Origin of the sequence: Streptomyces sp. NPDC046203 (assembly GCF_040646255.1) — a bacterium.
Taxonomy (GTDB): domain Bacteria; phylum Actinomycetota; class Actinomycetes; order Streptomycetales; family Streptomycetaceae; genus Streptomyces.
Window position 1 is genome coordinate 38,136 of the sequence record NZ_JBEYZX010000039.1, and the last position, 26,977, is coordinate 65,112.

Sequence of the window (26,977 nt, forward strand, 5' to 3'; positions counted from 1 at the left end):
TCTCCCCTTCCATGGCGTACGGACCGTGACGGCGGGGCGGCCCCCACGCGCGGGCCACCCGGCAAACCGGCCACGGACCGGGTACGGACCGGGTACGCACCGTCCCCGGCCACCCCGCTGGACCGCGCGTGGCCGTCTTCCCATGACCCGTGACAGGATCGGAGGCGTAGACGTATGACGTAGACGCAAACGCAGATGTGGATGCGGCGGATACAGCGGATGCGGTCGTGGCCGTACGAGCGGACGCGGGAGCCGGTGGAGCCGGAGTCGCCCGCACCGCGCGAACCCCGCGCGTCCACGGCATCCGCGACAGCCGCGACATCCACACAAGGGCTCGAAGGAGAGCGCGATGGTCAGCAAGCCGCCCGCCGGCGACCCGGTCCAGGACGCGCCGGAGGTCTCGGCGCCGCAGCACGCGGCGGCCGGTCTGCCTGCGATCGCGCACACCCTGCGGATGGCCGAGGCCCAGATGGGCATGCGGCGCACCGCCCGCACCCTCCTCAAGGTCAACCAGAAGGACGGCTTCGACTGTCCCGGCTGCGCCTGGCCCGAGGGTGACAAGCGGCATGTCGCGGAGTTCTGCGAGAACGGCGCGAAGGCGGTCGCCGAGGAGGCGACGCTGCGCCGGGTGACCCCCGAGTTCTTCGCCGCGCATCCGGTGGCGGACCTGGCCGAGCGCAGCGGCTACTGGCTGGGCCAGCAGGGCCGGATCGCCCGGCCGATGTACCTCCCCGAGGGAGGTGACCGGTACGAACCGGTGTCGTGGGAGCGGGCGTTCGCGATCCTCGCGGAGGAACTGACCGCGCTGGCCTCGCCCGACGAGGCGCTGTTCTACACCTCGGGCCGCACCAGCAACGAGGCCGCGTTCCTTCTCCAGCTCTTCGCCCGCGAGTTCGGCACGAACAATCTGCCGGACTGCTCCAACATGTGCCACGAGTCCTCGGGTTCCGCGCTCACCGAGACCATCGGGGTCGGCAAGGGCAGCGTCTCCCTGGAGGACCTGTACCAGGCGGATCTGATCGTGATCGCCGGTCAGAACCCCGGCACGAACCACCCCCGGATGCTGTCGGCGCTGGAGAAGGCGAAGGCCGCCGGGGCGCGGATCATCTCGGTGAACCCGCTGCCCGAGGCGGGACTTGAGCGGTTCAAGAACCCGCAGACGCCGCAGGGCATGCTGCGCGGCACCGCGCTCACCGATCTGTTCCTGCAGATCCGCATCGGCGGCGACCAGGCCCTGTTCCGGCTGCTGAACAAGCTGATCCTGAACACGCCGGGCGCCGTCGACGAGGAATTCGTCGCCGAGCACACCCACGGGTACGACGCGTTCGCGGCGGCCGCGACCGCCGCCGACTGGGACGAGACGCTCGCCGCGACCGGGCTCACCCGGGCGGAGATCGAGCGGGCGCTCGCCATGGTCCTCGCCTCGAAGCGGACGATCGTGTGCTGGGCGATGGGCCTGACCCAGCACAAGCACTCCGTGCCGACCATCCGCGAGATCGTCAACTTCCTCCTGCTGCGCGGGAACATCGGCCGGCCGGGCGCCGGGGTGTGCCCGGTGCGCGGGCACTCCAATGTGCAGGGCGACCGCACGATGGGCATCTTCGAGCGGCCCTCGACGGCGTTCCTGGACGCCCTGGACAAGGAGTTCGGGATCGTCTCGCCGCGGCACCACGGCTACGACGTGGTCCGCTCCATCCAGGCGCTGCGCGACGGCGACGCGAAGGTGTTCTTCGCGATGGGCGGCAACTTCATCGGCGCGACCCCGGACACCGAGGTCACCGAGGCGGCGATGCGCAAGGCCCGGCTGACCGTGCACGTGTCGACGAAACTGAACCGCTCGCACGCGGTGACGGGCCGGCGCGCGCTGATCCTGCCGACGCTCGGCCGCACCGACAAGGACGTACAGAAGGCCGGCCGGCAAGTGGTGACCGTCGAGGACTCGATGGGTCTGGTGCACGCCTCGCGCGGCAACCTGCCGCCGGCCAGTCCCCATCTGCTGTCCGAGCCGGCGATCGTGGCCCGGCTCGCGCGCGCCGTGCTCGGCGCCGGATCGGCCACACCCTGGGAGGAATTCGAGGCGGACTACGCCACGATCCGCGACCGCATCGCGCGCGTCGTCCCCGGGTTCGAGGACTTCAACGCCAAACTGGCCGCCGACCCGGCCGGGTTCCGGCTGCCCCACGCGCCGCGCGACGAGCGCCGCTTCCCCACCGCCACCGGCAAGGCCAACTTCACCGCTGCGCCGGTCGAGTTCCCGCGCGTCCCCGAGGGCCGGCTGCTGCTCCAGACACTGCGCTCGCACGACCAGTACAACACCACGATCTACGGCCTCGACGACCGCTACCGCGGCATCACCGGCGGCCGGCGGGTCGTCATGGTCCACCCTGACGACGCGGCCGCGCTGGGCTTCGCCGACGGGTCGTACGCGGATCTGGTGAGCGAGTGGACCGACGGCAGCGAGCGCCGGGCGCCCGGGTTCCGGGTCGTGCACTATCCGACGGCCCGGGGCTGCGCCGCCGCCTACTACCCGGAGACGAACGTGCTGGTGCCGCTGGAGTCCACGGCCGACGTCAGCAACACCCCCGCGAGCAAGTCCGTGATCATCCGTCTGGAAGAATCCGCTTCCGCCTGATCAACAAGCGTGACCGAGGCGGCCGGTCCGGTGGGACCGGCCGCCTCAGCCGTACGTACGAGGACGAAACGGAGCCTGACCATGGGTGAGCAGCAGCACGTGAAGTTCCCGCAGGAGGTCATCGACGAGTACGCCTCGCTCGGTGTGGACCTGCCGGCGCTCTTCTCGGCCGGGCACCTCGGCAACCGGATGGGGGTGCGCATCCTGGAAGCCTCGGCGGACCGGGTCGTCGGCACCCTGCCCGTGGAGGGCAACACCCAGCCGTACGGCCTGCTGCACGGCGGTGCCTCCGCCGTCCTGGCCGAGACCCTGGGCTCGATCGGCGCGATGCTGCATGGCGGGATCAGCCGCATCGCCGTGGGCGTCGACCTGAACTGCACCCACCACCGCGGGGTGCGCGACGGCCAGGTGACCGGTGTCGCCACGCCCGTGCACCGGGGCCGGTCGACCGCCACGTACGAGATCGTCATCACCGACGAGCAGGGCAAGCGGGTCTGTTCCGCGCGCCTGACCTGCCTGCTCAGGGAGGTCGGCGAGAAGGACGCGACGCTGCTGCCGCAGGCCGGCCGCGCGGGCGGCGCCGACGCCTGACCCGCGCCCCGGGGCCCGGCACCCGGCACCCGGCACCCGGCACCCGGCCCATCGGGCGCGCGCCGTCGCCACGCCCCGTACCCGCTCCGCACCCGGCCCGACCCGATCCGGCCACAAGGAGCACGACGGTCACCCGGGCACCAGCGGACGCTTTCTCCCCCGCGGCCCCGGACGGATTCCCCCGTCCGGGGCCGCGGCGCGTTCCGGCCGCCGTCCGCGCCGCACCCCTCACCCGCACACTTGCCCGACCCCTTGTTCGCCCTCTTGTCCGGGCCGCGCGGCAGGCGCTTCACTGGCGCTCAGCCCACCGCGCAAGGGACCGCCATGACCGCCGCGCACCCTCACCTTCCGACTCAACGGCCGCTCACCGTCATCCTGTTGTCCGCCCTCGCACCGACCCTCCCACTCGCTGCCCGCGCCACGACCGCCAACTCGACACCGTCGCAGGTCGGTTCGCCGGTATGCCTCTGCGATGTCCGCGCGAACCTGGTGTCGTACGGGGTGCGCGACGCCCTCATGGACGACCCCGGGGGCGGAGGCGACCGGGAACGGAGGGGGCAAGCAACGCTGAACTCGCCTTCCACGACAGAGCCCTGGCCATCGCCCGCACCGAGGAGCGGCAAGCCGGGCGCCCGACCCCGGTCACGACCACGGTCACGGCCACGGCCACCGACCGGGAGACAGGACGGCTCCTCGGCCGGCCGCGCACGGCCCGACGGACCGGCCGGAGAACCGGCATCCGCCCGGCGAGCGGAAGATCCCGACCGATCGATCCCGGCCATCACCGAGCCCACCGAGGTAACTCTGTGTCACATACACCGGTTGTCGCAACGGGCACCCCACAACCCCCCTCAATTCCGCCGGACCGTCCGCTGACACACGGCCGACCGTCCGATATCCGGAGCACCTCCCGCACCCGCCGACAGGACCATGATCCGCTCAAGCTCCTTAGCGGGCCTGGGCGTTCTCACCATGCGGTCATCCGCCGACCGACCGTTGTGCCCGGCTTTGCCCCCGGCCCGCACACCGACTCCACCCCCCGGCATAACAAGACAGTCACATCCTGACCTCGGCGCTAACCGTCCTTCCCTACCTGCGCCTAGAGTCACGGCCAGTCACCGCGCCGCCGGGCGCTCCCTCTCTGCACGGCCGCTCCACCCCGTACGGCCCGGCAACGGAAAACGGCACTCTCTTGCTCCACTGCTCCGGCACCGCCTCGGCTCGAGGGGCCGCGCCAGGGAAAGGATTCTTCGTGCGACACCGTTCATTGATCCTCCTCACCAGCGTTCTCACCACGGGAGCGCTCACCCTCACCGCCTGCGGCTCGCGCGACGCGGGCAAGAACGGCGGCGGTGACACCGACGCCGGCGGCACCACCACGGTCGTCATCGGCGTCGACGCCCCGACCACCGGTTCGCTCTCCGCCCTCGGCATGGGCATCAAGAACTCGGCGGACCTGGCGATCAACATCGCCAACAAGAACAAGGAAGTCCCCGGCGTCACCTTCAAGATGGAGGCGCTCGACGACCAGGCCGTCCCCGCCACCGGCAAGGCCAACGCCACCAAGCTCGTCGGCATGAAGGACGTCCTCGGCGTCGTCGGCCCCCTCAACTCCGGCGTCTCCCAGTCGATGCAGGCCGACTTCGCCCGCGCCAACCTCACCCAGGTCTCCCCGGCGAACACCAGCCCCTCGCTGTCCCAGGGCGACAACTGGGGCAAGGGCGAGAAGAAGCGCCCCTTCCCCACCTACTTCCGCACCGCCACCACCGACGTCATCCAGGGCAAGTTCGCCGCGAACTACCTCTACAAGGACGCCGGCAAGCGGAAGGTCTTCGTCGTCAACGACAAGCAGACCTACGGCGCGGGCCTCGCCTCGATCTTCTCCCAGGAGTTCCAGCGCCTCGGCGGCAAGGTCGTCGGCACCGACTCCGTCACCGTGAAGGAGACCGACTTCTCCTCCACCGCCACCAAGATCAAGGGCTCCGGCGCCGACTCCGTCTACTTCGGCGGCCAGTACCCCGAGGGCGGCCTGCTCTCCGACCAGGTCAAGAAGGCCGGCGCCAAGATCCCCACCATGGGCGGCGACGCGCTCTACGACCCCGAGTTCATCAAGGCCTCCGGCGAGTCCAACGACGGCGACCTCGCCACCTCGGTCGGCTACCCGATCGAGAAGCTCCCGAACGCCAAGAAGTTCATCGACGACTACAAGGCCGCCGGGTACAAGGACGCCTACTCGGCCTACGGCGGCTACTCCTACGACGCCGTCTGGTCCATCATCCAGGCCGTCAAGGCCGTCGTCGCCGAGAACGGCGGCAAGGTGCCCGCCGACGCCCGCGCCAAGGTCACCGAGGCCATGGCCAAGGTCAGCTTCGAAGGCGTCACCGGCACCATCTCGTACGACGAGTTCGGCGACACCACCAACAAGCAGCTCACCGTCTACACGGTGAAGAACGGCGCCTGGACCGACCTGAAGTCCGAGACCTTCAAGGACTGACCGGACCCGGCAGCCCCTCGCACCACCTGAACCACCTGAACCACCGCTACACCCGCACCACTTGAACCGCACGCACCACGCACCACCGGGAACACCGCGCCACATGCACCACCCGCACCACGTGAACCACCGCACCACCCGAACCACCCGAACCGAACCGCGCGAGGGCGCACTCAGCGCCCTCGCGCGGTGTCATATCCGACAAAGCTCATCGGAGGCCCGCGGTGAACGAACTGCCGCAACAGCTGGCCGACGGCCTTGCCCTCGGAGCCCTCTACGGTCTCATCGCCATCGGCTACACGATGGTCTACGGCATCGTCCAGCTCATCAACTTCGCCCACGGCGAGATCTTCATGGTCGGAGGCTTCGGCGCCCTCACGGCGTACACGATCCTCCCCGACGGCACCACCCTCGCCCTCGCCATTCCGGTGATGCTGATCGGCGGCATGGTGGTCTCGGTGGCCGTCGCCACCGCAGCCGAGCGCTTCGCCTACCGCCCCCTGCGCGGCGCACCCCGCCTCGCGCCCCTGATCACCGCGATCGGCCTGTCGATCGTCCTCCAGCAGCTCGTCTGGGGCTTCTACCCCGGCGCCAACAAGCCGGTGAAGTTCCCCGAGTTCAAGGGCGAGAGCTTCCAGCTCATGGACAACCTGGCCATCACGCGCTCGGACCTCTTCGTCCTCGTCGCCGCGCCCGTGTGCATGATCGCCCTCGGCCTCTTCGTCTCGAAGAGCCGCAGCGGCCGCGCCATGCAGGCCACCTCCCAGGACCCCGACACCGCCAAGCTCATGGGCATCAACACCGACCGCATCATCGTGATGGCCTTCGCCATCGGCGCCGCCTTCGCGGCCGTCGCCGCGGTCGCCGAGGGCCTCGACAAGGGCCAGATCCGCTTCGAGATGGGCTTCCTGCTCGGTCTCAAGGCGTTCACCGCCGCCGTCCTCGGCGGCATCGGCAACATCTACGGTGCCATGATCGGCGGCCTCGTCCTCGGCCTCGCCGAAACGCTCTCCATCGCCTACGTCGAGCACATACCCGGCATGGCGCAGTTCGGCGGCGGCGCCTGGAAGGACATCTGGGTCTTCTCCCTCCTCATCCTCGTGCTCCTGTTCCGGCCCCAGGGGCTGCTCGGACAGCGCACAGCGGACAGGGCGTGATCGCGATGACCACCAAGCCCGACAAGAACAACGAGAACGACAACTCCCCCGAGAACAAGGCCGGGACCGCGAAGGCCACGGACACCGCCAAGGCCGCCGAGGACACCACGGCGGCCACGGCAACCAAGGCCACCACCGGCACCACCAGCGCCACCGGCACCAAGTCCCCCGGCCTCCTCCACTGGATCGTCGCCGCCGGCGGCCTCGCCACCTTCGCGTCCACCTTCCTCCCCTGGACCTACACCACCGAATTCCCCGGCGACCTCACCGTCGCCGGCTACCCCGGCGGCCTCCAGGTCCTCACCCTCGTCGCCGGCCTCCTCCTCACCCTCTTCGCCCTCTCCGGCCTCGGCATCAAGGGCCTGCGCTGGCTCACCCCCGCAGGCTCCACCAACGCCCTGCGCCTGCTCGCCCTCGGCGCGTTCGGCACCACCTGGTACGCCGTCCTCGCCATCGCGGTCGAACTCGGCGGCCTGGTCAACCTGGAGCCCGGCGGCTTCGTCGCCGCCGTCGCCTCCGCGATCCCGCTCGCCGCACTCGCCCTCCCCCAGGACGCCCGCACCCCGGCCAAGCCGAAGGACCTCCCCTCCTGGGCGCAGATCCTCGTCCTCGTCGCCGCCTTCGCGATCGGCCTGTACGCCGTCTCCTACGGCATCTCCACCGAGTACGGCGAGCTGTTCATCGGCTACCTGATCCTCGCCGGCTGCGTCGCCGCCGCCCTCAACAAGTCCGGCCTGATGAGCCGCGTCTCCGCCATCGCCTCCGCGCACCGGCAGATCGCCGTCATCGCCGCCTTCGTCGCCGCGGCCGCCTTCCCCTTCACCCAGGAGAACGACACCTTCACGGTCATCGCGGTCAACATCCTGATCTTCGCGACCGTCGCCCTCGGCCTCAACATCGTCGTCGGCCTCGCCGGTCTCCTCGACCTCGGCTACGTCGCCTTCCTCGGCGTCGGCGCCTACACCGCCGCCCTGGTCTCCGGATCCACCGCCTCCGCCCTCGGCGTCCAACTGCCCTTCTTCGCCGCCGTCGTCATCGGCGCCGTCGTCGCCCTCGTCTTCGGCGTCGTCATCGGTGCCCCGACCCTGCGGCTGCACGGCGACTACCTCGCCATCGTCACCCTGGGCTTCGGAGAGATCTTCCGCATCACCGTCAACAACATGGACGGCGACAACGGCCCCCAGATCACCAACGGCCCCAACGGCATCCCCAACATCCCCGCGCTCGACATCTTCGGCTACGACTTCAGCCAGACCCACACCTTCCTGGGCCTGGAAATCAGCCTGTACGCCAACTACTACCTGCTGATGCTGCTCGTCATGGTCCTCGTCGTCGTGGTCTTCAGCCGCGCCCAGGACTCCCGCATCGGCCGCGCCTGGGTCGCCATCCGCGAGGACGAGACCGCCGCCACCGCCATGGGCATCAACGGCTTCCGCGTCAAGCTCATCGCCTTCGCCCTCGGCGCCACCCTCGCCGGCGTCGCCGGCACCGTCCAGGCCCACTTCCAGGGCACCGTCCTGCCCGAGATGTACATGTTCTCCGGCCCGGTCGCCCCGAACTCCGCGTTCCTCCTCGCCGCCGTCATCCTCGGCGGCATGGGCACCATCCGCGGCCCGATCCTCGGCGCCGCACTGCTCTTCCTCATCCCCGCGAAACTGGCCTTCCTCGCGGACTACCAGCTCCTCGCGTTCGGCCTCGCGCTCATCCTGCTCATGCGCTTCCGCCCCGAGGGCCTCATCCCCAACCGGCGCGCCAAGCTGGAGTTCCACGAGCACCAGGAGAGCGCCGACCAGCACGACGTACCGGAGCAACGGCAGTCCGCCGAGTCCGGCGCCACAACCGCGAAGGCGGGTGCGTGAACGCCATGACGACGACCACGACCACCACCGGCACGGCCACCACCGAAGCCGGGGCCACCGTCCTCGACGCGAGCGGCGTCACCATGCGCTTCGGCGGCCTCACCGCCGTCCAGGGCGTGGACCTCACCGTCCGCGAAGGCGAGATCGTCGGCCTCATCGGCCCCAACGGCGCCGGCAAGACCACCTTCTTCAACTGCCTCACCGGCCTGTACGTCCCCACCGAGGGCCGGGTCAGCTACAAGGGCACGGTCCTGCCGCCCAAGCCGCACCTCGTCACCCAGGCCGGCATCGCCCGCACCTTCCAGAACATCCGGCTCTTCTCCAACATGACCGTCCTGGAGAACGTCCTCGTCGGACGCCACACCCGGACCAAGGAAGGCCTCTGGTCCGCCCTCCTGCGCGGCCCCGGCTTCAAGCGCGCCGAGGCCGCCTCCCGCGAACGGGCCATGGAACTCCTGGAGTTCGTCGGCCTCGCCGCCAAGGCCGAACACCTCGCCCGCAACCTCCCGTACGGCGAACAGCGCAAGCTGGAGATCGCCCGCGCCCTCGCCAGCGACCCCGGCCTGCTGCTCCTCGACGAGCCGACGGCCGGCATGAACCAGAACGAGACCCGCACGACCGAGGAGCTGGTCTTCGCGATCCGCGACCTCGGCATCGCGGTCCTGGTCATCGAGCACGACATGAAGTTCATCTTCAACCTGTGCGACCGGGTGGCCGTCCTCGTCCAGGGCCAGAAGCTGGTCGAGGGCACCGCCGAGGTCGTCCAGGGCGACGAGCGCGTCGTGGCCGCGTACCTCGGCACCCCCTTCGAGGGCGCCCCCGGCGCCGAGGAGGCGGCGGAGGTCGCGGCGGCGGAGGCCCACGCGGCCGAGGGCACGGCGGCTGAAAACGCGGAAGAGGAAGCGGTAGAGCCGCCGGCGAAGGCCGACGCCAAGCCCGCGAAGCCCGCCGCGGCGGCCGAAGCTCCCGAGACCGCCGAGGCAGAGGCCCGGCCGGAAGCCGAGACCACCGGGACCACCGACGCCGCCGAACCGGCCGCCCCCGGCACCGACACCGCCGAAGCCGCACCCCCGGCCGCCGACGCGGACAGCACCACCGAAGGAGACTCCAAGTGACCGCACTCCTGGAGGTCGAGGACCTCAGGGTCGCCTACGGCAAGATCGAGGCCGTCAAGGGCATCTCCTTCTCCGTCGAAGCCGGCCAGGTCGTCAGCCTCATCGGCACCAACGGCGCGGGCAAGACCACCACCCTGCGCACCCTCTCCGGCCTCATCAAACCGGCCGGCGGCAAGATGACCTTCAACGGCGAGGTGCTCAACGGCATCCCCGCCCACAAGATGGTCGCCCGGGGCATGGCCCACTCCCCCGAGGGCCGGCACATCTTCCCCAAGCTCTCCATCGCCGAGAACCTCCAGCTCGGCGCCTTCCTCCGGAAGGACAAGGACGGCATCGCCCGCGACATCCAGCGCGCCTACGACCTCTTCCCCATCCTGGGCGAACGCCGCAAGCAGGCCGCCGGCACCCTGTCCGGCGGCGAGCAGCAGATGCTCGCCATGGGCCGGGCCCTGATGTCGCAGCCCAAGCTGCTCATGCTCGACGAGCCCTCCATGGGCCTCTCCCCGATCATGATGCAGAAGATCATGGAGACCATCGCCACCCTCAAGGCGGAGGGCATGACGATCCTGCTCATCGAGCAGAACGCGCAGGCCGCCCTCTCACTGGCGGACTACGGGTACGTGCTGGAGGTCGGCACGATCAAACTGCACGGCACCGGCGCGGACCTCCTCGTCGACGACGAGGTCCGCAAGACGTACCTCGGCGAGGAGTAACCCCTCCGGCACCGGCCAGGGAAGCAGCAGGGCCCGCACCACGAAAGCGCGTGGTGCGGGCCCTGTCCCGTACGTACCGGCCCCTACTGCTCCTTGGCCTTCGCGGCCTTCTTCTCCTCGGCGTCCTCGATGACCGCCTCCGCGACCTGCTGCATCGACATCCGCCGGTCCATCGACGTCTTCTGGATCCAGCGGAACGCGGCCGGCTCCGTCAGCCCGTACTGCGTCTGCAGGACCGACTTGGCGCGGTCGACCAGCTTGCGGGTCTCCAGACGCTGGCTGAGATCGGCGATCTCCTTCTCCAGGGCCCGCAGCTCGGCGAACCGGGACACGGCCATCTCGATGGCCGGCACGACGTCGCTCTTGTTGAACGGCTTCACCAGGTACGCCATGGCCCCGGCGTCACGGGCCCGCTCGACCAGCTCGCGCTGGGAGAAGGCGGTGAGCATGAGGACCGGGGCGATGGACTCGCCCGCGATCTTCTCGGCCGCGGAGATGCCGTCGAGGACGGGCATCTTCACGTCCAGGATCACCAGATCGGGCCGGTGCTCGCGCGCCAGCTCGACGGCCCGGGCCCCGTCACCGGCCTCGCCGACGACCATGTAGCCCTCTTCCTCCAGCATCTCCTTGAGATCGAGCCGGATGAGGGCCTCGTCCTCGGCGATGACGACACGGGTCGTCAGCGGGGGGACGTGGGAAGCGTCGACGGCGTCGTCTTCGGCGGCGGGCTGGGGCGACTCGGGGGCGGTCACGCGGGCTCCTCGTTGCGGGGCAACTACTACGGGAAAGCCTACCTAGCTGCCCAGCAGGCCGGGCACCGGGTAGACTCCGGTCGGATGTCTCTCGCCGGGTTGGTGGAAGGGCAGACACTGATGCCTCAAAAGCATCTGCTCGAAAGGGCGTGCGGGTTCGAATCCCGCACCCGGCACAGCGAGAGAAAAGCGGAGAATCACGTTCGCGTGATTCTCCGCTTTTTGCTGCATGCGGCCACATCGCGTCACGGAACGTGGCCGTATGCACTTCCACGGCACAGAAGTACGACAGCGGGCGCTGACCCTCCTGCGGGGCGGTGCGAAGAACGCCGATGTCGCGCGCGAGCTCAACGTCCCGCGCGGCACCATCAGCTACTGGAAGCACGAGGACCGCGCGAAGCGCGGAGAGTGCCCGGGCAGGGAGGCCCCGCTCTGCCCCCGGTGCCACGGCCGGGCCCTGGACGAGACGGCCTACGCCTACGTCCTCGGGCTCTACCTCGGGGACGGCCATGTCAGCAGGCACTCGGCCCACCGCACACCGAGCCTCATGATCGCTCTCGACGACGCCTGGCCGGGGATCCAGGACGAGACCGAGGCCGCCCTCCGCGCCGTGTTCCCGGGCAACGCCACATGCCGTGTCCGCAGGAAGGGCTGCCACAACATCAAGGTGTATTCGATGCACCTTCCCTGCCTGTTCCCTCAGCACGGCCCCGGCAAGAAGCACGAACGCCGGATCGCCCTCGAACCGTGGCAGCAGGACATCGTCGACGCGCACCCCTGGGCCTTCCTCCGGGGGCTGATCCACTCCGACGGCTGCCGGATCACCAACTGGACGACCCGGCTCGTCGGCGGTGAGCGCAAGCGGTACGAGTACCCCCGCTACTTCTTCACCAACAAGTCCGATGACATCAGGAAGCTGTTCTGCGACACCCTCCGGGCGGTCGGCGTCGAATGGACGATTCTCGCCCGGGGCAACGATCCCTTCAACGTGTCCGTCGCCCGCAAGGCGTCCGTCGCCCTCATGGACACCCACATCGGCCCCAAGTACTGAGCCCCGACCGCCACACGGACCGTTGCCCCGCCCCCTCCCCCTCAGTTCGTCACCGGATCCCCCACCCGGTGCACCCGGACCATGTTGGTGGAGCCGGGGACTCCGGGCGGGGAGCCGGCGGTGATGACGACGAGGTCGCCCTCGCGGCAGTGGCCTCGGCGCAGGAGTTCGGCGTCGACCTGGGCGACCATCGCGTCGGTGGAGTCGGCGTGCGGGCCGAGGAAGGTTTCGACGCCCCAGGTGAGGTTGAGCTGGGCGTGGGTGCCGGGGTCGGGGGTGAAGGCGAGGAGGGGGATGGGGGTGCGGGAGCGGGCGAGGCGTTTGACGGTGTCGCCGGACTGGGTGCAGGCGACGAGGTAGCGGGCGCCGAGGAAGTCGCCGATCTCGGCGGCGGCGCGGGCGACGGCGCCGCCCTGGGTGCGGGGTTTGGTGTCCTCGGTGAGGGGCGGGAGGCCGTCGGCGAGGAGGTCGTGTTCGGCGGCTTCGACGATGCGGCTCATGGTGCGGACGGTTTCGACGGGGTATTTGCCGACGCTGGTCTCGCCGGAGAGCATGACGGCGTCGGTGCCGTCGATGACGGCGTTGGCGACGTCGCTGGCTTCGGCGCGGGTGGGGCGGGAGTTGTCGATCATCGAGTCGAGCATCTGGGTGGCGACGATGACGGGTTTGGCGTTGCGCTTGGCGAGGGTGACGGCGTGCTTCTGGACGATCGGGACCTGTTCGAGGGGCATTTCGACGCCGAGGTCGCCGCGGGCGACCATGAGGCCGTCGAAGGCGGCGACGATGGCGTCGAGGTTGTCGACGGCCTGTGGTTTTTCGATTTTGGCGATGACGGGGACGCGGCGGCCTTCTTCGTCCATGACGCGGTGGACGTCGTCGATGTCGTGGGCGGTGCGGACGAAGGAGAGGGCGATGACGTCGGCGCCGGTGCGCAGGGCCCAGCGGAGGTCGTCGATGTCCTTGTCGGAGAGGGCGGGGACGGAGACGGCGACGCCGGGGAGGTTGAGGCCCTTGTGGTCGGAGACGATGCCGCCTTCGAGGACGCGGGTGTGGACGCGGGGTCCGTCGACGGCGGTGACTTCGAGGGTGACGCGGCCGTCGTCGACGAGGATGCGTTCGCCGGGTGTGACGTCGTCGGGGAGGCCGGTGTGGGTGGTGCCGCAGCGGTGGCGGTCGCCTTCGACGGATTCGACGGTGATGGTGAAGTGGTCGCCGCGTTCAAGGAGTACGGGGCCTTCGCGGAAGCGTCCGAGGCGGATCTTCGGGCCTTGAAGGTCGGCGAGGACGGCGACGCCCCGGCCGGTTTCCTCGGCGGCTTTACGGACGCTGCGGTAGCGCTCCTCGTGTTCGGCGTGGGTGCCGTGGCTGAGGTTGAGGCGGGCCACGTTCATTCCGGCTTCGAGCAGTGCCTTGATCTGGTCGTATGCCGCGGTGGCGGGCCCAAGGGTGCAGACGATTTTCGCTCGGCGCATGGGCACGACCCTAGGGCTTACTTACGGGTAGCGAAGGGGTCCGGGATGACGACTCAACAAGCTGTGCGTGAAAGGTTGTTGACAAGTCTTGAATGTGTGCGGGTGGTTGCTCCGATGAGCGGTCGCGGGGGCTTTCGTGGGTTCGTCTCAGCGGGTGGACGGGGGTGGTTCCGCTGGTCGGGGGCGGGTGGCGGGCTTCGCGGGGGCGGGGAGGGGCGTCCGTTTCGTGCCGAACACTTTCCCAGTCCGTAACCCGATAGGCCTGTTGCGACCGTGAATCGTGGGCCAGAATCTACGCGCGTTGTGCGTGATATGACGCCAATGAACCACCCAAGGAGAAGAACAACATGCCGCTGAACCGCAGGACGTTCCTGGAGCGCTCGGCCGCCGCCGGGGCCGGCGTGGCCCTCACGGGCGCGGTCGTCGCCCCGGCCGAGGCCGCCCAGTCCGCCACGGGTGCCGCCGCCAGCAACAGTCCGCACCCGCAGAAGCGGTACGCGTTCACGGTGATGGGCACCACCGACCTGCACGGAAACGTGTTCAACTGGGACTATTTCACCGACCAGGAGTTCGACGACAAGGCCCACAACGACGTCGGTCTCGCCAAGATCTCCACCCTGGTGAACCAGGTCCGCGCCGAGAAGGGCCGGAAGAACACGCTGCTCATCGACGCGGGTGACACCATCCAGGGCACCCAGCTGGCGTACTACTACGCGAAGATCGACCCGATCACCAAGAAGGGCGGCCCGGTCCACCCGATGGCCGTCGCCATGAACAAGATCGGGTACGACGCCGTCGCCCTCGGCAACCACGAGTTCAACTACGGCATTCCGGTGCTGCGCGCGTTCCAGGAGCAGTGCGACTTCCCGCTGCTCGGCGCCAACGCGCTGGACGCGAAGACGCTGCGCCCGGCCTTCCCGCCGTACAGCATGCACACGCTGCCCACCCCGCAGGGCCGGGACGTGAAGATCGCCGTCCTCGGTCTGACCAACCCGGGCATCGCCCTGTGGGACAAGGCCAACGTCTCCGGCAAGATGGTCTTCCCGGGCCTGGAGGAGCAGGCGGCGGTGTGGGTGCCGAAGCTGCGTTCCATGGGTGCGGACGTGGTGATCGTGTCGGCGCACTCGGGCTCGAACGGCACGTCGTCGTGGGGTGACCAGCTGCCGTACGTGGAGAACGCGGCCGCGCTGGTGGCCGAGCAGGTGCCGGGCATCGACGCGATCCTGGTGGGTCACGCGCACGCGGAGATCCCGGAGTACCGGGTGAAGAACAAGCAGACCGGCAAGGACGTGGTGCTGTCCGAGCCGGCGAAGTGGGGTCAGCGGCTGACGCTGTTCGACTTCGAGGTGGTGTGGGAGAAGGGCAGCTGGATCGTCGAGAAGTCCGGCGCCCGGGTCCTGAACTCCAACACGGTGCCGGAGGACCCGGCGGTCACCGGGCTGCTGGTGGACGAGCACCGGAAGGTCGTCGCGTACGTCAACCAGGTGATCGGCCTCTCGGCCGCGGCGATGTCCACGGCCGACGCGCCGTGGAAGGACGAGCCGATCATCGACCTGATCAACGTCGTCCAGGCGGAGACGGTGCGGGAGGCCCTCGCGGGCGGCGCGTACGCCGATCTGCCGGTGCTGTCGCAGGCGTCGTGCTTCTCGCGGACCGCGCGGATCCCGGCGGGCGAGATCACCATCAAGGACGCGGCGGGGCTGTACCCGTTCGAGAACACCCTGGAGGCCCGCCTGCTGACGGGTGCCCAGCTGAAGGACTACCTGGAGTACTCGGCGAGGTACTACGTCCAGACGGCGGCGGGTGCTCCGGTCGACACCTCGAAGCTGACGAACGCGGGCGACATCCCGGACTACAACTACGACGCCGTGTCGGGTCTGACGTACGACATCGACATCGCGAAGCCGGTCGGCCAGCGGATCGTGAACCTGTCGTTCGAGGGCAAGCCGCTGGACCCGGCGGCGCGGTTCGTGTTCGCGGTGAACAACTACCGGGCGAGCGGCGGCGGTGCGTTCCCGCACGTGGCCGGCGCCCAGCAGCTGTGGGCGAACTCGGAGGAGATCCGTAACACCATCATCCAGTGGGTGCAGGCCAAGGGGTCGATCGACCCGGCGGTGTTCGCCTCGGTGGACTGGAAGCTGACGCGGAACGGCGTTCCGGTGTTCTGATTTTCGGTGGGGTGAGGGGCTTCGGGGGGTGTAGGGGCCCTCAGGGATCCAGGGGCTTGGGGGCTCCTGGGGATCCTGGGGCTCCCGGGCCCTCACCCGTCACACGTTTTCCGCGAGAGGCGTCAGCTTCCGGCTCTGGGCCGGCAGGCTCGGCGCCTCTCGTGCGTCCAGGCCGAAGGTGGTGAAGGCGGTGCGGCGGGGCAGCGGGTAGGGCTCCTTGCCGGTGACGGAGTTGAGGATGGCGGCGCTGCGCCAGGCGGCGAGGCCGAGGTCGGGGGTGCCGACGCCGTGGGTGTGGCGTTCGGCGTTCTGTACGTAGACGGCGCCCGAGCCGGCGGCGGTGCCGGTGTCGGTGTCGGAGCCGATGCCGTCGAGGACCAGCCGGTAGCCGGCGTCGACGCGGGGCCTCCCGGCGGAGTCGCGGCGCAGGTGGGGTTCGAGGCCGGCGAGCAGGTGGTCGAGGGGGCGTTCGCGGTAGCCGGTGGCGAGGACGACGGCTTCGGTGGTGAGGCGGGAGCGGGTGCCCTGCCGGACGTGTTCCAGGTGGAGTTCGAGGTGGGTGCCGGCGACGCGGCCGGCGGTGCGGACCTGGACGCCGGGGGTGAGGACGGCGTCGGGCCAGCCGCCGTGGAGGGTGCGGCGGTAGAGCTCGTCGTGTACGGCGGCGAGGGTCTCGGCGTCGATGCCCTTGTGCAACTGCCATTGCAGGGGCAGGAGTTCGGCGCGGGCCTGTTCGGGCAGGGCGTGGAAGTACTGGGTGTAGTCGGGGGTGAAGTGTTCCAGGCCGAGCTTGGAGTACTCCATGGGTGCGAATGCCTCGGTGCGGGCGAGCCAGTGGAGGCGTTCGGCGCCGGCGGGGCGGGCGCGGAGCAGGTCGAGGAAGATCTCGGCGCCGGACTGGCCGGAGCCGATGACGGTGACGTGTCCGGCGGCGAGCAGGGTGTCGCGGTGGGCGAGGTAGTCGGCGGAGTGGATGACGGGGACGTCGGGCGCGTCGGCGAGGGGGCGCAGGGGTTCGGGGACGTGGGGGGCGGTGCCGACGCCGAGGACGACGTTGCGGGTGTGGGCGCGGCCGAGGGCAGTGGCTTCGCCATCGGTGTCGAGCTGGGTGAAGTCGACTTCGAAGAGGCGGCGTTCGGGGTTCCAGCGGACGGTGTCGACCTGGTGGCCGAAGTGCAGTCCGGGGAGGTGTTCGCTGACCCAGCGGCAGTAGGCGTCGTATTCGGCGCGGTGGATGTGGAACTTCTCCGCGAAGTAGAAGGGGAAGAGGCGGTCGCGGGCGCGGAGGTAGTTGAGGAAGGTCCAGGGGCTGGCGGGGTCGGCGAGGGTGACGAGGTCGGCGAGGAAGGGGACTTGGAGGGTGGCGCCGTCGATGAGCTGGCCGGGGTGCCAGTGGAAGGCGGGCCGTTGGTCGTAGAAGGCGGTGGCGAGGGGGCCGGGGGTGCCGTGGGCGAGGGCGGCGAGGGAGAGGTTGAACGGGCCGATGCCGACGCCGACGAGGTCGTAGGGGCGGTCGGGTCCGTAGTCGGGTCCGTGGCCTTGGGCGTGGTCCGGGCCGTATCCCTCGCCGGGGGTGTGGGGGTGGCGGGTGGTGCGGGGGGTGCGGGGGGTGTTGCTGGTGGGGCTGGTCGCGCGGGTGGTGCCGGTGGTGCTGGTCGTGCCGCCGGTGGTGCCGGTCATCGGGGGGTGCTGCCTTCCACGAGGGTGATGAGCTGGACGAGGTCGTCGAGGGTGGTGTGGGGGTTGAGGAGTGTCGCCTTGAGCCAGAGCCGCCCGTCGGCGGTGGCCCGGCCGAGCACCGCGCGGCCCTCGGCGAGGAGGGTGCGGCGGATCGACGCGACGGTGGGGTCGTCGGCGTCGTAAGGCCGGAACAGGACCGTGGTGAGTGTCGGTCGGGCGTGCAGCTCCAGGCGGGGCGACTTCTCGACCTGGTCGGCGAGGTCCTGGGCGAGCGTCATGCAGGCGTCGACGAGCGCGCCGAGGCCGCTGCGGCCGAGGGCGCGCAGGGTGACGGCGGTCTTGAGGACGTCGGGCCGGCGGGTGGTGCGCAGCGAGCGGCCGAGGAGGTCGGGGAGTCCGGCGTCGGTGTCGTCGTCGGCGTTCAGGTAGTCGGCGGTGTGGCCGAGGACGGCGAGGTCGGTGCTGTCGCGGACGGCGAGCAGTCCGGCGGCGGCGGGCTGCCAGCCGAGTTTGTGCAGGTCGAGGGTGACCGTGCGGGCGCGGTCGAGGCCGGCGAGGAGGGTGCGGTGGGTGGCGCTGAAGAGGAGGGGGCCCGCGTAGGCGGCGTCGATGTGGAGGTCGGCGGGCGTGGCGCCGGGGGTGGGGGTGTTGTGGGTGGTGCGGGCGGTGCGGGTGTGGTGGGCGGCGCAGCGGTCGGCGATCGCGGGGAGCGGGTCGACGAGACCGGCGTCGGTCGTTCCGGCGGTGGCGGCGACGAGAACGGGCTGGCCGGCGAGGTCGTCGAGCGCGTGGTCGAGGACCGCCGGGTCGACGGTGCCGCGGGGCGTGGGGAGCACGACCGGCGCGGGCAGGCCGAGCAGCCAGGTGGCGCGGAGGAAGGAGTGGTGGGCGTTGGCGCCGACGACGGTACGGAGGGGCCGGCCGGGGTGGCGCTCGCGGGCCAGGAGGAGCGCGAGCTGGTTGGACTCCGTGCCGCCCGTGGTGACGAGGGCGTCGGGGCGGGGGGCGTCGGGGTACGCCTCGGCGGCGAGGGCGTGGGTGACGAGGGCTTCGAGGGTGGAGGCGGCGGGGGCCTGGTCCCAGGAGTCCAGGGAGGGGTTGAGCGCGGAGGCGGCGAGGTCGGCGACCGCGGCGAGCGCGAGCGGCGGGGTGTGCAGGTGGGCTGCGCACAGGGGGTGGGCGGGGTCGGCGGCGCCGGCGGCGAGCGTGTGGACGAGGGTGCGGAGGGCTTCTTCGGCGCCGGTGCCGTGTTCGGGGAGGGCGGGGCCGAGTGTCGCGGTGACATGGCGGGTGACGGCGGTGGGGCCGCCGGCGGGGAGGGGGCCGCCGCGGGTGGTGGCGCCTTCGTGGAGGGCGTCGAGGAGAGGGGGGAGGAGCTCGCGGAGGGCGTCTGCGCCGGAGGCGCCACCGGCGAGGGATACGGCACACATGGACGACAGGGTGCCGGGGTTTTGGGTGGTGTGTCCGGGGACGGGGGAAGTGTGACCCGAACGAGGTACGTGGGGGGGGCGCTGCGCGGGTGGGCGTGGCGTGGTGGTGGCGGGGCGTGGGGGCGTGTTCGGGGTTGCGGGGTGGTGCGCTGGGGGTTCGTGGTGGGTGCGCGTGGGCCGGTCCGGGGGTCGCGTTCTGCACTGCATGATTTACGGCGCGGGACCCTGAGTTGTGCGTGAAGCGTTGCCGCTTCCGCGCCACAAATCACGCTTTACGTTTCGAACACGACCCCCTTCCCGGCCCCCGCTCCCGTCGCTGTCTCCGCGCACCACCCCGCACCCCTCCCGCTTGAAGGGATGGGGAGTGGGGCGGGTGCGGCCACTGGGTGGGGTGGGGATGAGGGGTGGGAGGGAAAGGGGGATGGCGATTCGGCCCCTGCGGGGGCGAATCACCATCCCCCCTCATCAGCCTCGGGCTCGCAGCGCGCGGCGGAGGTCGTCCAGTTGGTCGACCAGCTTGCGGCGGAGGGCCGGGGTCATCGCGTCCTTGGCGAGGTGGTGTTCGCCGAGGGCCAGGGTGTCGGCGTCGACCGCGTGGGTGGGGAAGGCGTGGCGGCCGGCGGCCTCGGCGATGGCGGGGCCGCGGCGGTCGGCGAGGGCGATGGCGGCCGGGAAGTAGCGGGTCGTGTACTCCCGTACGAGAGCGGCCTGTTCGGGCTGCCAGAAGCCGCGGGCGGTGGCGTTGAACAGGTAGTTGGAGAGGTCGTCGGTCTCGAACATGGCGGTCCAGGCCGCCGCCTTGGCCTCGGGGGTGGGCAGGGAGGCGCGGCAGCGGGCGGCGCCTTCCTGGCCGGTGGCGCTGGGGTCGCGGTCGAGTTCGGCGGCGATGGCGGTCTCGTCGGTGGCGCCGAGGACGGCGAGGCGGGCGAGGATGCGCCAGCGCAGTTCGGGGTCGAGTTCGGGGCCGCCGTGGACGGTGCCCTCGTCGAGCCAGGAGGCGATCTTGTCGGGGGTGGTGGCGCTGTCGATGAGGGTGCGGACCGCGGCGAGGCGCAGGTCGGGTGCGTCGCCGTCCTCGGTGCGGCGCAGCAGGTCGCGGCTGATCGCGGTGAGGGTGGCGAGCGCGGCGGGGCGGTCGGCCTCGGTGACGTAGTGGTCGGCGAGTTGGGTGCGGGCGAACGCCAGGACGCCCTGGACGACGGCGAGTTCGATTTCCTCGGCGAGGTGGGCGGCGGCCGTCTCCAGGTAGGCGGTCGCGGCGAGTTCGCCGTCGCGGACCATGTCGCGCAGCGCGTTCCAGACGACGGCGCGGGTGAGGGCGTCGGGGATGCGGGAGAGGGAGCGGAGCGCGGTCTCCTGGGAGACGGCGTCGAACCGCATCTTGGTGTAGGTGAGGTCGCCGTCGTTGAGGACGACGAGCGCGGGGCGCGGGCCGTCCAGTTCGAGCGGGGCGGTCTGCGGGACGTCGGCCCAGGGGCGGTCGCGCAGGACGAGGTCGCCGGCGGTGTCGCGGTCGTAGATGCCGACGGCGATGCGGTGCGGGCGGCTGCCGTCGCGGTCGACGGTGAGGCGCCAGGTGCGGGCCTCGCCTTCGAGGCGGGGGGTGAGGGTGTCGACGCCGGTGGTGCGCAGCCAGGTGTCGGCCCAGGCGTGGACGTCGCGGTCGGTGGCGGCGGCGAGGTTGTCGATGAAGTCGGCGAGGGTGGCGTTGGCGAACTTGTGCCGCTTGAAGTGGATGTTGATGCCGGCGAGGAAGTCCTTCTCCCCCATCCAGGCGACGAGTTGGCGCAGTGCGGAGGCGCCCTTGGCGTAGGAGATGCCGTCGAAGTTGAGGAGGGCGGAGGCGGTGTCGGGGACGGCGTCCGGGTCGGGGGCGACGGGGTGGGTGGAGGGCCGCTGGTCGGCTTCGTAGCCCCAGGCCTTGCGGTCGATGCCGAAGTCGAGCCAGGTGTCGGCGAAGAGGTCGGAGCAGGCTTCGTTGATGGTCTGGTAGCCCATGTACTCGGCGAAGGACTCGTTCAGCCAGATGTCGTCCCACCAGCGCAGGGTGACGAGGTCGCCGAACCACATGTGGGCCATCTCGTGGGCGATGACCATGGCGCGGGTCATGCGTTCGGTCTCGGTGACGGCGGAGCGGAAGACGAACTCGTCGCGGAAGGTGACGAGTCCGGGGTTCTCCATGGCGCCGGGGTTGAACTCGGGGACGAAGGCCTGGTCGTAGGAGTCGAAGGGGTACGGCTCGTCGAACTTCTCGTGGAAGCGGTCGAAGCAGGCGCGGGTGACGGCGAGGATCTCGTCGGCGTCGGCGTCGAGGTGGGGGGCGAGGGAGCGGCGGCAGTGGATGCCGAAGGGCAGCCCGGCGTGTTCGGTACGGATGGAGTGCCAGGGACCGGCGGCGACGCAGACGAAGTACGTGGACAGCAGGGGGGTGGGGGCGGCCTGCCAGCGGCCGTCGGGCCGCTGTTCGGTGCGGCCGTTGGACAGGAAGGTCCAGCCGTCGGGGAGGGTGGCGGAGAACGCGAAGACGGCCTTGAGGTCGGGCTGGTCGAAGGCCGCGAAGACGCGCTGGACGTCTTCCATGAAGAGCTGGGTGTACGTGTACGACTCGCCGTCGGTGGGGTCGGTGAAGCGGTGCATGCCCTCGCCGGTGTGCGAGTAGCGCATGGTGGTGGCGATGTCGAGGGTGTGCTCGCCCTCGGTGAGGGTGAGGGGCAGACGGTTGCCGTCGAGGGTGGCGGGGTCGAGCGGCGTGCCGTCGAGGGCGGCGGAGTGGAGCGTCTCGGGCTTGAGCTCGACGAAGGTGTCCCCGGCGGTGCGGGCGGTGAACCGGATGGTGGTGGTGGACCCGAAGGTCTCGTCGCCGGTGGTGAGGTCGAGGTCCACGGTGTAGTGCTGGACGTCGAGGAGTTGGGCTCGGGTCTGCGCTTCGTCGCGCGTCAGTACGGACATGCGCTCATGCTGCCTGATGGTCTTCTTCAGGGGGAGGGGGGTTCACCGACAGCTCAGGCGGGCGTGCACAAGGGACTTCGGACAAGAGCCCGAACCGGGACCGGGTCCGCGTCCCGGTTCGGGTCCCGACCGGGATCCGCTGGACAGTCCTCAGGCGAGGCCGGCGCCGTCGAGGTGGGCGAAGGCGGCGGTGATACGGGGGCGGTCGTAGCCGGCGGGGCCGCGGGCGCCGCTGGAGAGCAGGGCGTGCAGCAGCAGGCGGGCCTTGGCGGGGGCGAGCGGGCCGGCGGGGATGAGGCCGCGGTGCAGCAGGTCGGTTTCGGAGCCGGGGCCGCGGTAGGTGTGCGAGAGCGTCGTACCCGCGCCCGTACGGGAGGCGAGGACGACGGGCATCCGGGCGGCCAGTTCGGCGAGGGGTGCGACGAGCGGGGCGGGCACGTGGCCGGCGCCGAAGGCGGCGACGACCAGGCCGTCGTAGCGCTCGGGGTGTTCGGCGACGGCGTCGAGGAGTTCGCCGGTGTCGCCGAGGGCGAGGGTGAGCAGGGCGACGCGGAGGGTGGGGTCGAAGCGCAGGGCGCAGACCCGGGTGGGGACGGTGGGGCGGAGCAGGACGCGGGGGACGCCTTCGACGACGGTACCGAGGGGGCCAGCGCCGGGTGAGGTGAAGGTGGCGACGGAGGTGGTGTGGGCCTTGTGGGCGTGGCGGGCGGCGTGGATCTCGTCGGCGAGGACGACGAGGACGCCGAGGCCCTGGCAGCCGGGGTCGGCGGCGACGGCGAGGGCGGCGGCGAGGTTGGCGGGGCCGTCGGCGCCGGGCAGGTCGGGGCGGCGCATGGCGCCGGTGACGGCGATGGGCCGCTCGGTGGTGCACAGCAGGTCGAGGAGGAAGGCGGTCTCCTCCAGCGTGTCGGTGCCCTGGACGACGACCACCCCCGATCCGCCGGCGACGGCCTCGCGGACCTCGTCGGCGAGGGCCGTCAGGTCCTCGAAGGTGAGGGAGGAGCTGGGGACGCGGCGGAAGTCGCGGAGTTCGACCCGGACGCCGTCGGGGGTGATGCCGGGCGTGTCGAGGACTTCCCGGCCGCTGAGGCGGGTGTCGGCGCCGCCCCCGTGTGCGGAGATGGTGCCGCCGAGGGTGAGGACGGTGACGCGGCGCGCCGGTTCGGCGGCCCTGGCTGTCGTGGTGCCGGCGTCGGTGCCGGCGTCGGGGTCGGTGTCGGTGCCGGTCTCGGTGTGCTGGGGTGTGTCGTGGTCGGCCATGTGGGTGCCCTGTCCCGTTCCCGTCGCCCGTGCCTGCGCCTGTGCCCGCGTGCCCGCGCACGTTCCGGTGCGAGTCCGGGTACGTGTACGTGTACGTGTACGTGTACGCGCGCGGGCCTACGGTACGTCGGGGCGTGGCCCGGCGGCGCGGTTCAGCGCGTTTCGTCGGCGATCGTCTCGTGGTGGCGGATGACCTCGGCGATGATGAAGTTCAGCAGCTTCTCCGCGAACGCCGGGTCGAGCCGCGCGCTCTCGGCGAGTTCCCGCAGCCGGGCGATCTGACGGGCCTCGCGGGAGGGGTCGGCGGGCGGCAGGTTGTGTTCGGCCTTGAGGACGCCGACCTGCTGGGTGCACTTGAACCGTTCGGCGAGCATGTGGACGACGGCCGCGTCGATGTTGTCGATGCTGGCGCGCAGCCGGTTCAGCTCGGCCTGGACGGCCGGGTCGACGCCGCGCGTACCGCCGCTGTCTCCACTGTCTCCGCTGTTCTCGCCGCCGGTCTCGCCGCCGGTCTCACGGTGGCTGTTCGTCGTCTCGTCGGGGGTGTCGCTCATGAGCGGGGAGCCTAGCCGGAACCAGGGGAAACGGCCGGTTTGTGTTCGGGATCCGGGACGGGGACGGCGGTGTTCCAGCCGCCCGGGAGGGTGACGCGCTGCTGGGCGCGGAAGCGGACGGGCGCGGTGCCGACGCGGCGGGTGAAGAGCCGGGAGAAGTAGGCGGGGTCGTCGTAACCGACCCGGCGGGCCACGGCGGAGACGGACAGTTCGGTGCCGGCGAGGAGTTCCTTGGCGCGGCCGAGGCGGATGGTGAGCAGGTAGTCCTTGGGGCTGCGGCCGGCCGTGCGCTGGACGGCGGTGCGCAGTTCGGCGGTGGACATGCCGTGCCGGGCGGCGTGTTCGGCGACGGTCAGCGGGGTGCACGCGTCGCGGGCGAGGGCGGCGAGGACGGGGGCGCCGTCGGCGGTGGTGTCGGCGCGGGCGTGGCGCAGGGTGACGAGGAGTTCGTGGACGGCGGCGGCGGTCTCGACTTCGAGGAGGGGGTTGCCGGGGCGGGCGGCGCGGGCGATACGGCCGATGACGGCGCGGGCGGGGGCGGCGTCGGCGAGGGGGACGACGGGCCGGTCGGGTTCGATGTAGCCGAGTTCGGTGTAGGTGGCGGTGGCCGGTCCGCAGAAGTCGACGAAGGACTCGTCCCAGCCGGTGTCCGGGTCGGCGGAGTAGTGGTGGGGTACGCCGGGGGTGAGCCAGAGCAGGGCGGGGGCGGTGACGGGGGCACGGTGGCCGTCGGGGCCGAGGAACCAGCCGCTGCCGGCGGCCACGACGACGGCGACATGGTGGTCGAGGGTGCGCGGGCCGACGGTGGGCAGGGGTCCGTGCTGGAGTCCGACGCCGAGGCAGACGAGGCCGAGTCGGTGGTGGACGGGGCTGGGTGTGAAGAAGCGCATCCAGGTCTCGTACATCGCGTGGCTGCTTTCCTGGCCTCGTTGGTGCGGTGGTGCGGTGGTGCGGTGACCCATGGGGCCGTGGTCGCCAGTGTGACTGCTGAGGGTGTCAGGGCTGATGGGGCTGATGGGGCTGGTGTGACCGCTGGGGCTGTCGTACGTCCCCGGCACGGGCGGGGCCCGCTCCCGGCGCGTACAGAAAGGTCCAAACCGCCCTGATTTTTGTCCATGGACCGGTCCGCCGTCCACGCGCGAGGGTGGGTCCATGAGCGACTTCGTGGTGGGTGACGAGGATTTCCTGCTCGACGGGCGGCCGGTGCGGCTGCTGTCGGGGGCGCTGCACTACTTCCGGGTGCACGAGGAGCAGTGGGAGCACCGGATCGGGATGCTCCGCGCGATGGGCCTGAACTGCGTCGAGACGTACGTGCCGTGGAATCTGTACGAGCCGGAGCCGGGCCGCTACGGGGACGTCGAGGCGCTCGGCCGGTTCCTGGACGCGGTGGCGGCGGCCGGGATGCGGGCGATCGTGCGCCCGGGTCCGTACATCTGTGCCGAGTGGGAGAACGGCGGGCTGCCGCACTGGCTGACGGGCCCTCTGGGCCTGCGGGTGCGCACCCGGGACGCCGCGTATCTGGAGCATGTGGAGCGCTGGTTCCGGCGGCTGCTGCCGCAGGTGGTGGAGCGGCAGATCGGGCGCGGCGGCCCGGTGCTCATGGTGCAGGTGGAGAACGAGTACGGCAGTTACGGCACCGACACGGCGTATCTGGAGTGGCTGCGGGATCTGCTGGTGGCGTGTGGCGTGGAGGTGCCGCTGTTCACGTCGGACGGCCCCGAGGACCACATGCTGACGGGTGGTTCGGTGCCGGGGCTGCTGGCGACGGCGAACTTCGGCTCGGGCGCGCGGAAGGCGTTCGAGACGCTGCGGCGGCACCGTCCGGACGGTCCGCTGATGTGCATGGAGTTCTGGTGCGGCTGGTTCGACCACTGGGGCCGGGAGCATGTGGGCCGGGCGGCGGCGGACGCGGCGGACACGCTGCGGGAGATCCTGGAGTGCGGCGCGTCGGTCAACATCTACATGGCGCACGGCGGGACGAGTTTCGGCGGCTGGGCGGGGGCGAACCGGGACGGGGAGCTGCACCGGGGCGAGCTGCGGCCGACGGTGACCTCGTACGACTACGACGCGCCGGTCGACGAGGCGGGGCTGCCGACGGAGAAGTTCCGGCTGTTCCGTGAGGTGCTGGAGAAGTACGCGGAGGGGCCGCTGCCCGAGGTGCCGGGGCCGCCGGCGCGGATCGGCACGCCGGCGGCGGGCACGGTGGACGGCTGGGCCTCGCCGGCGCGGGTGCTGGAGGTCCTCGGCGACGAGGAGCGGCACACGGCGGTGCCGCCGTCCTTCGAGGAGCTGGGGGTGGACCGGGGTGTGGTCCGCTACCGGCTGGACGTGCCGGGGCCGAGGCAGCCGTATCCGCTGGGGGTGGCGGGGCTCGCGGATCTGGCGACGGTGTACGTGGACGGGGCCCTGGCCGGGGTGCTGGACACGGCGGACGCGGTGCTGCCGGAGCCGGTGGCGGGGCCCGCCGCGGTGGAGCTGTGGGTGGAGTCGCTGGGCCGGGTCAACTACGGGCCTCGGCTGACGGAGCCGAAGGGCGTCACGGGCGGGGTGCTGCACGAGCGGCAGTATCTGCACGGGGTGCGGTCCCAGGCGCTGCGGCTGGACGCGTTCGCGCCGGAGGCGGTGGCGCGGGTGCCGTTCACGGCGGTACCGGCGGCGCCGGGTCCCGGCCTGTTCCGTGCGGTGGTGGGGGTGCCCTCCCCCGGTGACGCGGCGCTGCGGCTGCCGGGGTGGACCCGCGGCTTCGTGTGGGTGAACGGGTTCTGCCTGGGCCGCTACTGGAACGCGGGTCCGCAGGACTCCCTCTTCGTCCCGGGTCCGGTGCTGCGGGCCGGTGCGAACGAGGTGTGGGTGCTGGAGCTGGCGGGTCCGGCGGGCGGCGGGGTCGAGCTGGTGGAGTGGGCAGGGGGTGGGGGCGAGCCGGTGGAGCGGATGGAGCCGTAAGCGGTACGGGGCCGCGCCTCTGACACGGCGGCGCCCCTCGTACGGCGGTGCCCGGGGCCGGTCGTGTGGGCCCCCGCCGAGAACGGAAGGATCTGGATCTTCACCCACTCCCGTCTCTGCATCTCCAGCAGACGGGCGAGTTGGCCCCGCATCACCT

Annotated in this window: 18 protein-coding genes, 1 tRNA gene and 1 pseudogene; 11 read left to right on the plus strand and 9 right to left on the minus strand. The window is 71.2% G+C overall.

The features are described 5' to 3' along the window. Positions 1–349: 349 nt before the first annotated feature. The 7 genes from ABZ990_RS23980 to ABZ990_RS24010 all read left to right on the plus strand — a co-directional run bounded on the left by ABZ990_RS23980 (position 350) and on the right by ABZ990_RS24010 (position 10,561). Entirely contained in the window at positions 350–2,632 is a 2,283-nt protein-coding gene (locus tag ABZ990_RS23980) for an FdhF/YdeP family oxidoreductase (protein ID WP_361235100.1), read from the plus strand. A gap of 81 nt (positions 2,633–2,713) precedes the next feature. Next, positions 2,714–3,223, plus strand: a complete 510-nt coding sequence (locus ABZ990_RS23985) for a hotdog fold thioesterase (RefSeq protein WP_361235104.1) — start codon at positions 2,714–2,716, stop codon at positions 3,221–3,223. Between the two features lie 1,252 nt (positions 3,224–4,475). Then, the gene (locus ABZ990_RS23990) at positions 4,476–5,717 is read left to right on the plus strand and encodes a branched-chain amino acid ABC transporter substrate-binding protein (protein ID WP_361235107.1); all 1,242 of its coding nucleotides are present in this window, start codon (positions 4,476–4,478) and stop codon (positions 5,715–5,717) included. A 224-nt stretch (positions 5,718–5,941) separates the two neighbouring features. Further along, entirely contained in the window at positions 5,942–6,874 is a 933-nt protein-coding gene (locus ABZ990_RS23995) for a branched-chain amino acid ABC transporter permease (protein ID WP_361235110.1), read from the plus strand. A gap of 5 nt (positions 6,875–6,879) precedes the next feature. Next, a complete protein-coding gene (locus ABZ990_RS24000) occupies positions 6,880–8,733 on the plus strand; it encodes a branched-chain amino acid ABC transporter permease (RefSeq protein WP_361235113.1) in 1,854 nt (617 codons plus the stop codon). 5 nt (positions 8,734–8,738) lie between these two features. Beyond that, positions 8,739–9,848: an ABC transporter ATP-binding protein gene (locus ABZ990_RS24005; RefSeq protein WP_361235116.1), complete on the plus strand. Its 1,110-nt coding sequence runs from the start codon at positions 8,739–8,741 to the stop codon at positions 9,846–9,848. Continuing rightward, entirely contained in the window at positions 9,845–10,561 is a 717-nt protein-coding gene (locus ABZ990_RS24010; RefSeq protein WP_361235119.1) for an ABC transporter ATP-binding protein, read from the plus strand. The genes ABZ990_RS24005 and ABZ990_RS24010 overlap by 4 nt, the downstream gene beginning before the upstream one ends. 83 nt (positions 10,562–10,644) lie before the next feature. On the opposite strand, the gene ABZ990_RS24015 is transcribed toward ABZ990_RS24010, so the two are convergent. Beyond that, positions 10,645–11,313 (minus strand): response regulator, encoded by a 669-nt coding sequence (locus tag ABZ990_RS24015; protein WP_361235122.1) that lies wholly within the window; start codon positions 11,311–11,313, stop codon positions 10,645–10,647. A 93-nt stretch (positions 11,314–11,406) separates the two neighbouring features. On the opposite strand from ABZ990_RS24015, the gene ABZ990_RS24020 reads away from it, so the two are divergent. Next, a tRNA-Leu gene (locus ABZ990_RS24020) sits at positions 11,407–11,489 on the plus strand. 86 nt (positions 11,490–11,575) lie between these two features. After that, on the plus strand, positions 11,576–12,364 hold the full coding sequence (locus ABZ990_RS24025) for a helix-turn-helix domain-containing protein (protein ID WP_361235125.1): 789 nt from the start codon (positions 11,576–11,578) through the stop codon (positions 12,362–12,364). Positions 12,365–12,405: 41 nt separating this feature from the next. Here ABZ990_RS24025 and pyk read toward each other — a convergent pair whose 3' ends face one another. Then, entirely contained in the window at positions 12,406–13,836 is a 1,431-nt protein-coding gene (gene pyk / locus ABZ990_RS24030; protein ID WP_361235128.1) for a pyruvate kinase, read from the minus strand. A 347-nt stretch (positions 13,837–14,183) separates the two neighbouring features. On the opposite strand from pyk, the gene ABZ990_RS24035 reads away from it, so the two are divergent. Then, positions 14,184–16,004, plus strand: a complete 1,821-nt coding sequence (locus ABZ990_RS24035) for a 5'-nucleotidase C-terminal domain-containing protein (RefSeq protein WP_361235131.1) — start codon at positions 14,184–14,186, stop codon at positions 16,002–16,004. Positions 16,005–16,103: 99 nt separating this feature from the next. Here ABZ990_RS24035 and ABZ990_RS24040 read toward each other — a convergent pair whose 3' ends face one another. From ABZ990_RS24040 to ABZ990_RS24065, 6 genes are all read right to left on the minus strand, one after another. Further along, the gene (locus ABZ990_RS24040; RefSeq protein ID WP_361235134.1) at positions 16,104–17,684 is read right to left on the minus strand and encodes a SidA/IucD/PvdA family monooxygenase; all 1,581 of its coding nucleotides are present in this window, start codon (positions 17,682–17,684) and stop codon (positions 16,104–16,106) included. After that, complete coding sequence (locus ABZ990_RS24045) at positions 17,681–19,114, minus strand: pyridoxal-dependent decarboxylase (RefSeq protein WP_361235137.1); 1,434 nt, start codon at positions 19,112–19,114, stop codon at positions 17,681–17,683. The genes ABZ990_RS24040 and ABZ990_RS24045 overlap by 4 nt, the downstream gene beginning before the upstream one ends. Positions 19,115–19,579: 465 nt before the next feature. Beyond that, on the minus strand, positions 19,580–22,063 hold the full coding sequence (gene pepN / locus ABZ990_RS24050) for an aminopeptidase N (RefSeq protein ID WP_361235140.1): 2,484 nt from the start codon (positions 22,061–22,063) through the stop codon (positions 19,580–19,582). 150 nt (positions 22,064–22,213) lie between these two features. After that, positions 22,214–23,323, minus strand: coding sequence for an asparaginase domain-containing protein (locus tag ABZ990_RS24055; protein ID WP_361235143.1), 1,110 nt, complete (start codon positions 23,321–23,323; stop codon positions 22,214–22,216). A gap of 152 nt (positions 23,324–23,475) precedes the next feature. After that, complete coding sequence (locus ABZ990_RS24060) at positions 23,476–23,748, minus strand: chorismate mutase (protein ID WP_361235154.1); 273 nt, start codon at positions 23,746–23,748, stop codon at positions 23,476–23,478. 140 nt (positions 23,749–23,888) lie between these two features. Further along, positions 23,889–24,782 carry an AraC family transcriptional regulator gene (locus tag ABZ990_RS24065; protein WP_361235157.1) on the minus strand — a complete coding sequence of 298 codons (894 nt, stop codon included), beginning with the start codon at positions 24,780–24,782 and terminating at the stop codon, positions 23,889–23,891. A gap of 247 nt (positions 24,783–25,029) precedes the next feature. Between ABZ990_RS24065 and ABZ990_RS24070 the strand changes: the two genes are divergently transcribed. Then, a complete protein-coding gene (locus ABZ990_RS24070; RefSeq protein ID WP_361235146.1) occupies positions 25,030–26,820 on the plus strand; it encodes a beta-galactosidase family protein in 1,791 nt (596 codons plus the stop codon). Between the two features lie 65 nt (positions 26,821–26,885). Here ABZ990_RS24070 and ABZ990_RS24075 read toward each other — a convergent pair. After that, positions 26,886–26,977: pseudogene (locus ABZ990_RS24075) on the minus strand (Scr1 family TA system antitoxin-like transcriptional regulator); the annotation flags it as partial.

What these genes read in the sequence shown, in the direction of transcription:
- pepN (WP_361235140.1), bottom strand. Translation starts at nt 22,063, where the DNA reads ATGTCCGTACTGACGCGCGACGAAGCGCAGACCCGAGCCCAACTCCTC.
- ABZ990_RS24000 (WP_361235113.1), top strand. Translation starts at nt 6,880, where the DNA reads ATGACCACCAAGCCCGACAAGAACAACGAGAACGACAACTCCCCCGAG.
- ABZ990_RS24055 (WP_361235143.1), bottom strand. Translation starts at nt 23,323, where the DNA reads ATGGCCGACCACGACACACCCCAGCACACCGAGACCGGCACCGACACC.
- ABZ990_RS24005 (WP_361235116.1), top strand. Translation starts at nt 8,739, where the DNA reads ATGACGACGACCACGACCACCACCGGCACGGCCACCACCGAAGCCGGG.
- ABZ990_RS24035 (WP_361235131.1), top strand. Translation starts at nt 14,184, where the DNA reads ATGCCGCTGAACCGCAGGACGTTCCTGGAGCGCTCGGCCGCCGCCGGG.
- ABZ990_RS24045 (WP_361235137.1), bottom strand. Translation starts at nt 19,114, where the DNA reads ATGTGTGCCGTATCCCTCGCCGGTGGCGCCTCCGGCGCAGACGCCCTC.
- ABZ990_RS24025 (WP_361235125.1), top strand. Translation starts at nt 11,576, where the DNA reads ATGCACTTCCACGGCACAGAAGTACGACAGCGGGCGCTGACCCTCCTG.
- ABZ990_RS23980 (WP_361235100.1), top strand. Translation starts at nt 350, where the DNA reads ATGGTCAGCAAGCCGCCCGCCGGCGACCCGGTCCAGGACGCGCCGGAG.
- ABZ990_RS23985 (WP_361235104.1), top strand. Translation starts at nt 2,714, where the DNA reads ATGGGTGAGCAGCAGCACGTGAAGTTCCCGCAGGAGGTCATCGACGAG.
- ABZ990_RS24070 (WP_361235146.1), top strand. Translation starts at nt 25,030, where the DNA reads ATGAGCGACTTCGTGGTGGGTGACGAGGATTTCCTGCTCGACGGGCGG.
- ABZ990_RS24040 (WP_361235134.1), bottom strand. Translation starts at nt 17,684, where the DNA reads ATGACCGGCACCACCGGCGGCACGACCAGCACCACCGGCACCACCCGC.
- pyk (WP_361235128.1), bottom strand. Translation starts at nt 13,836, where the DNA reads ATGCGCCGAGCGAAAATCGTCTGCACCCTTGGGCCCGCCACCGCGGCA.
- ABZ990_RS24065 (WP_361235157.1), bottom strand. Translation starts at nt 24,782, where the DNA reads ATGTACGAGACCTGGATGCGCTTCTTCACACCCAGCCCCGTCCACCAC.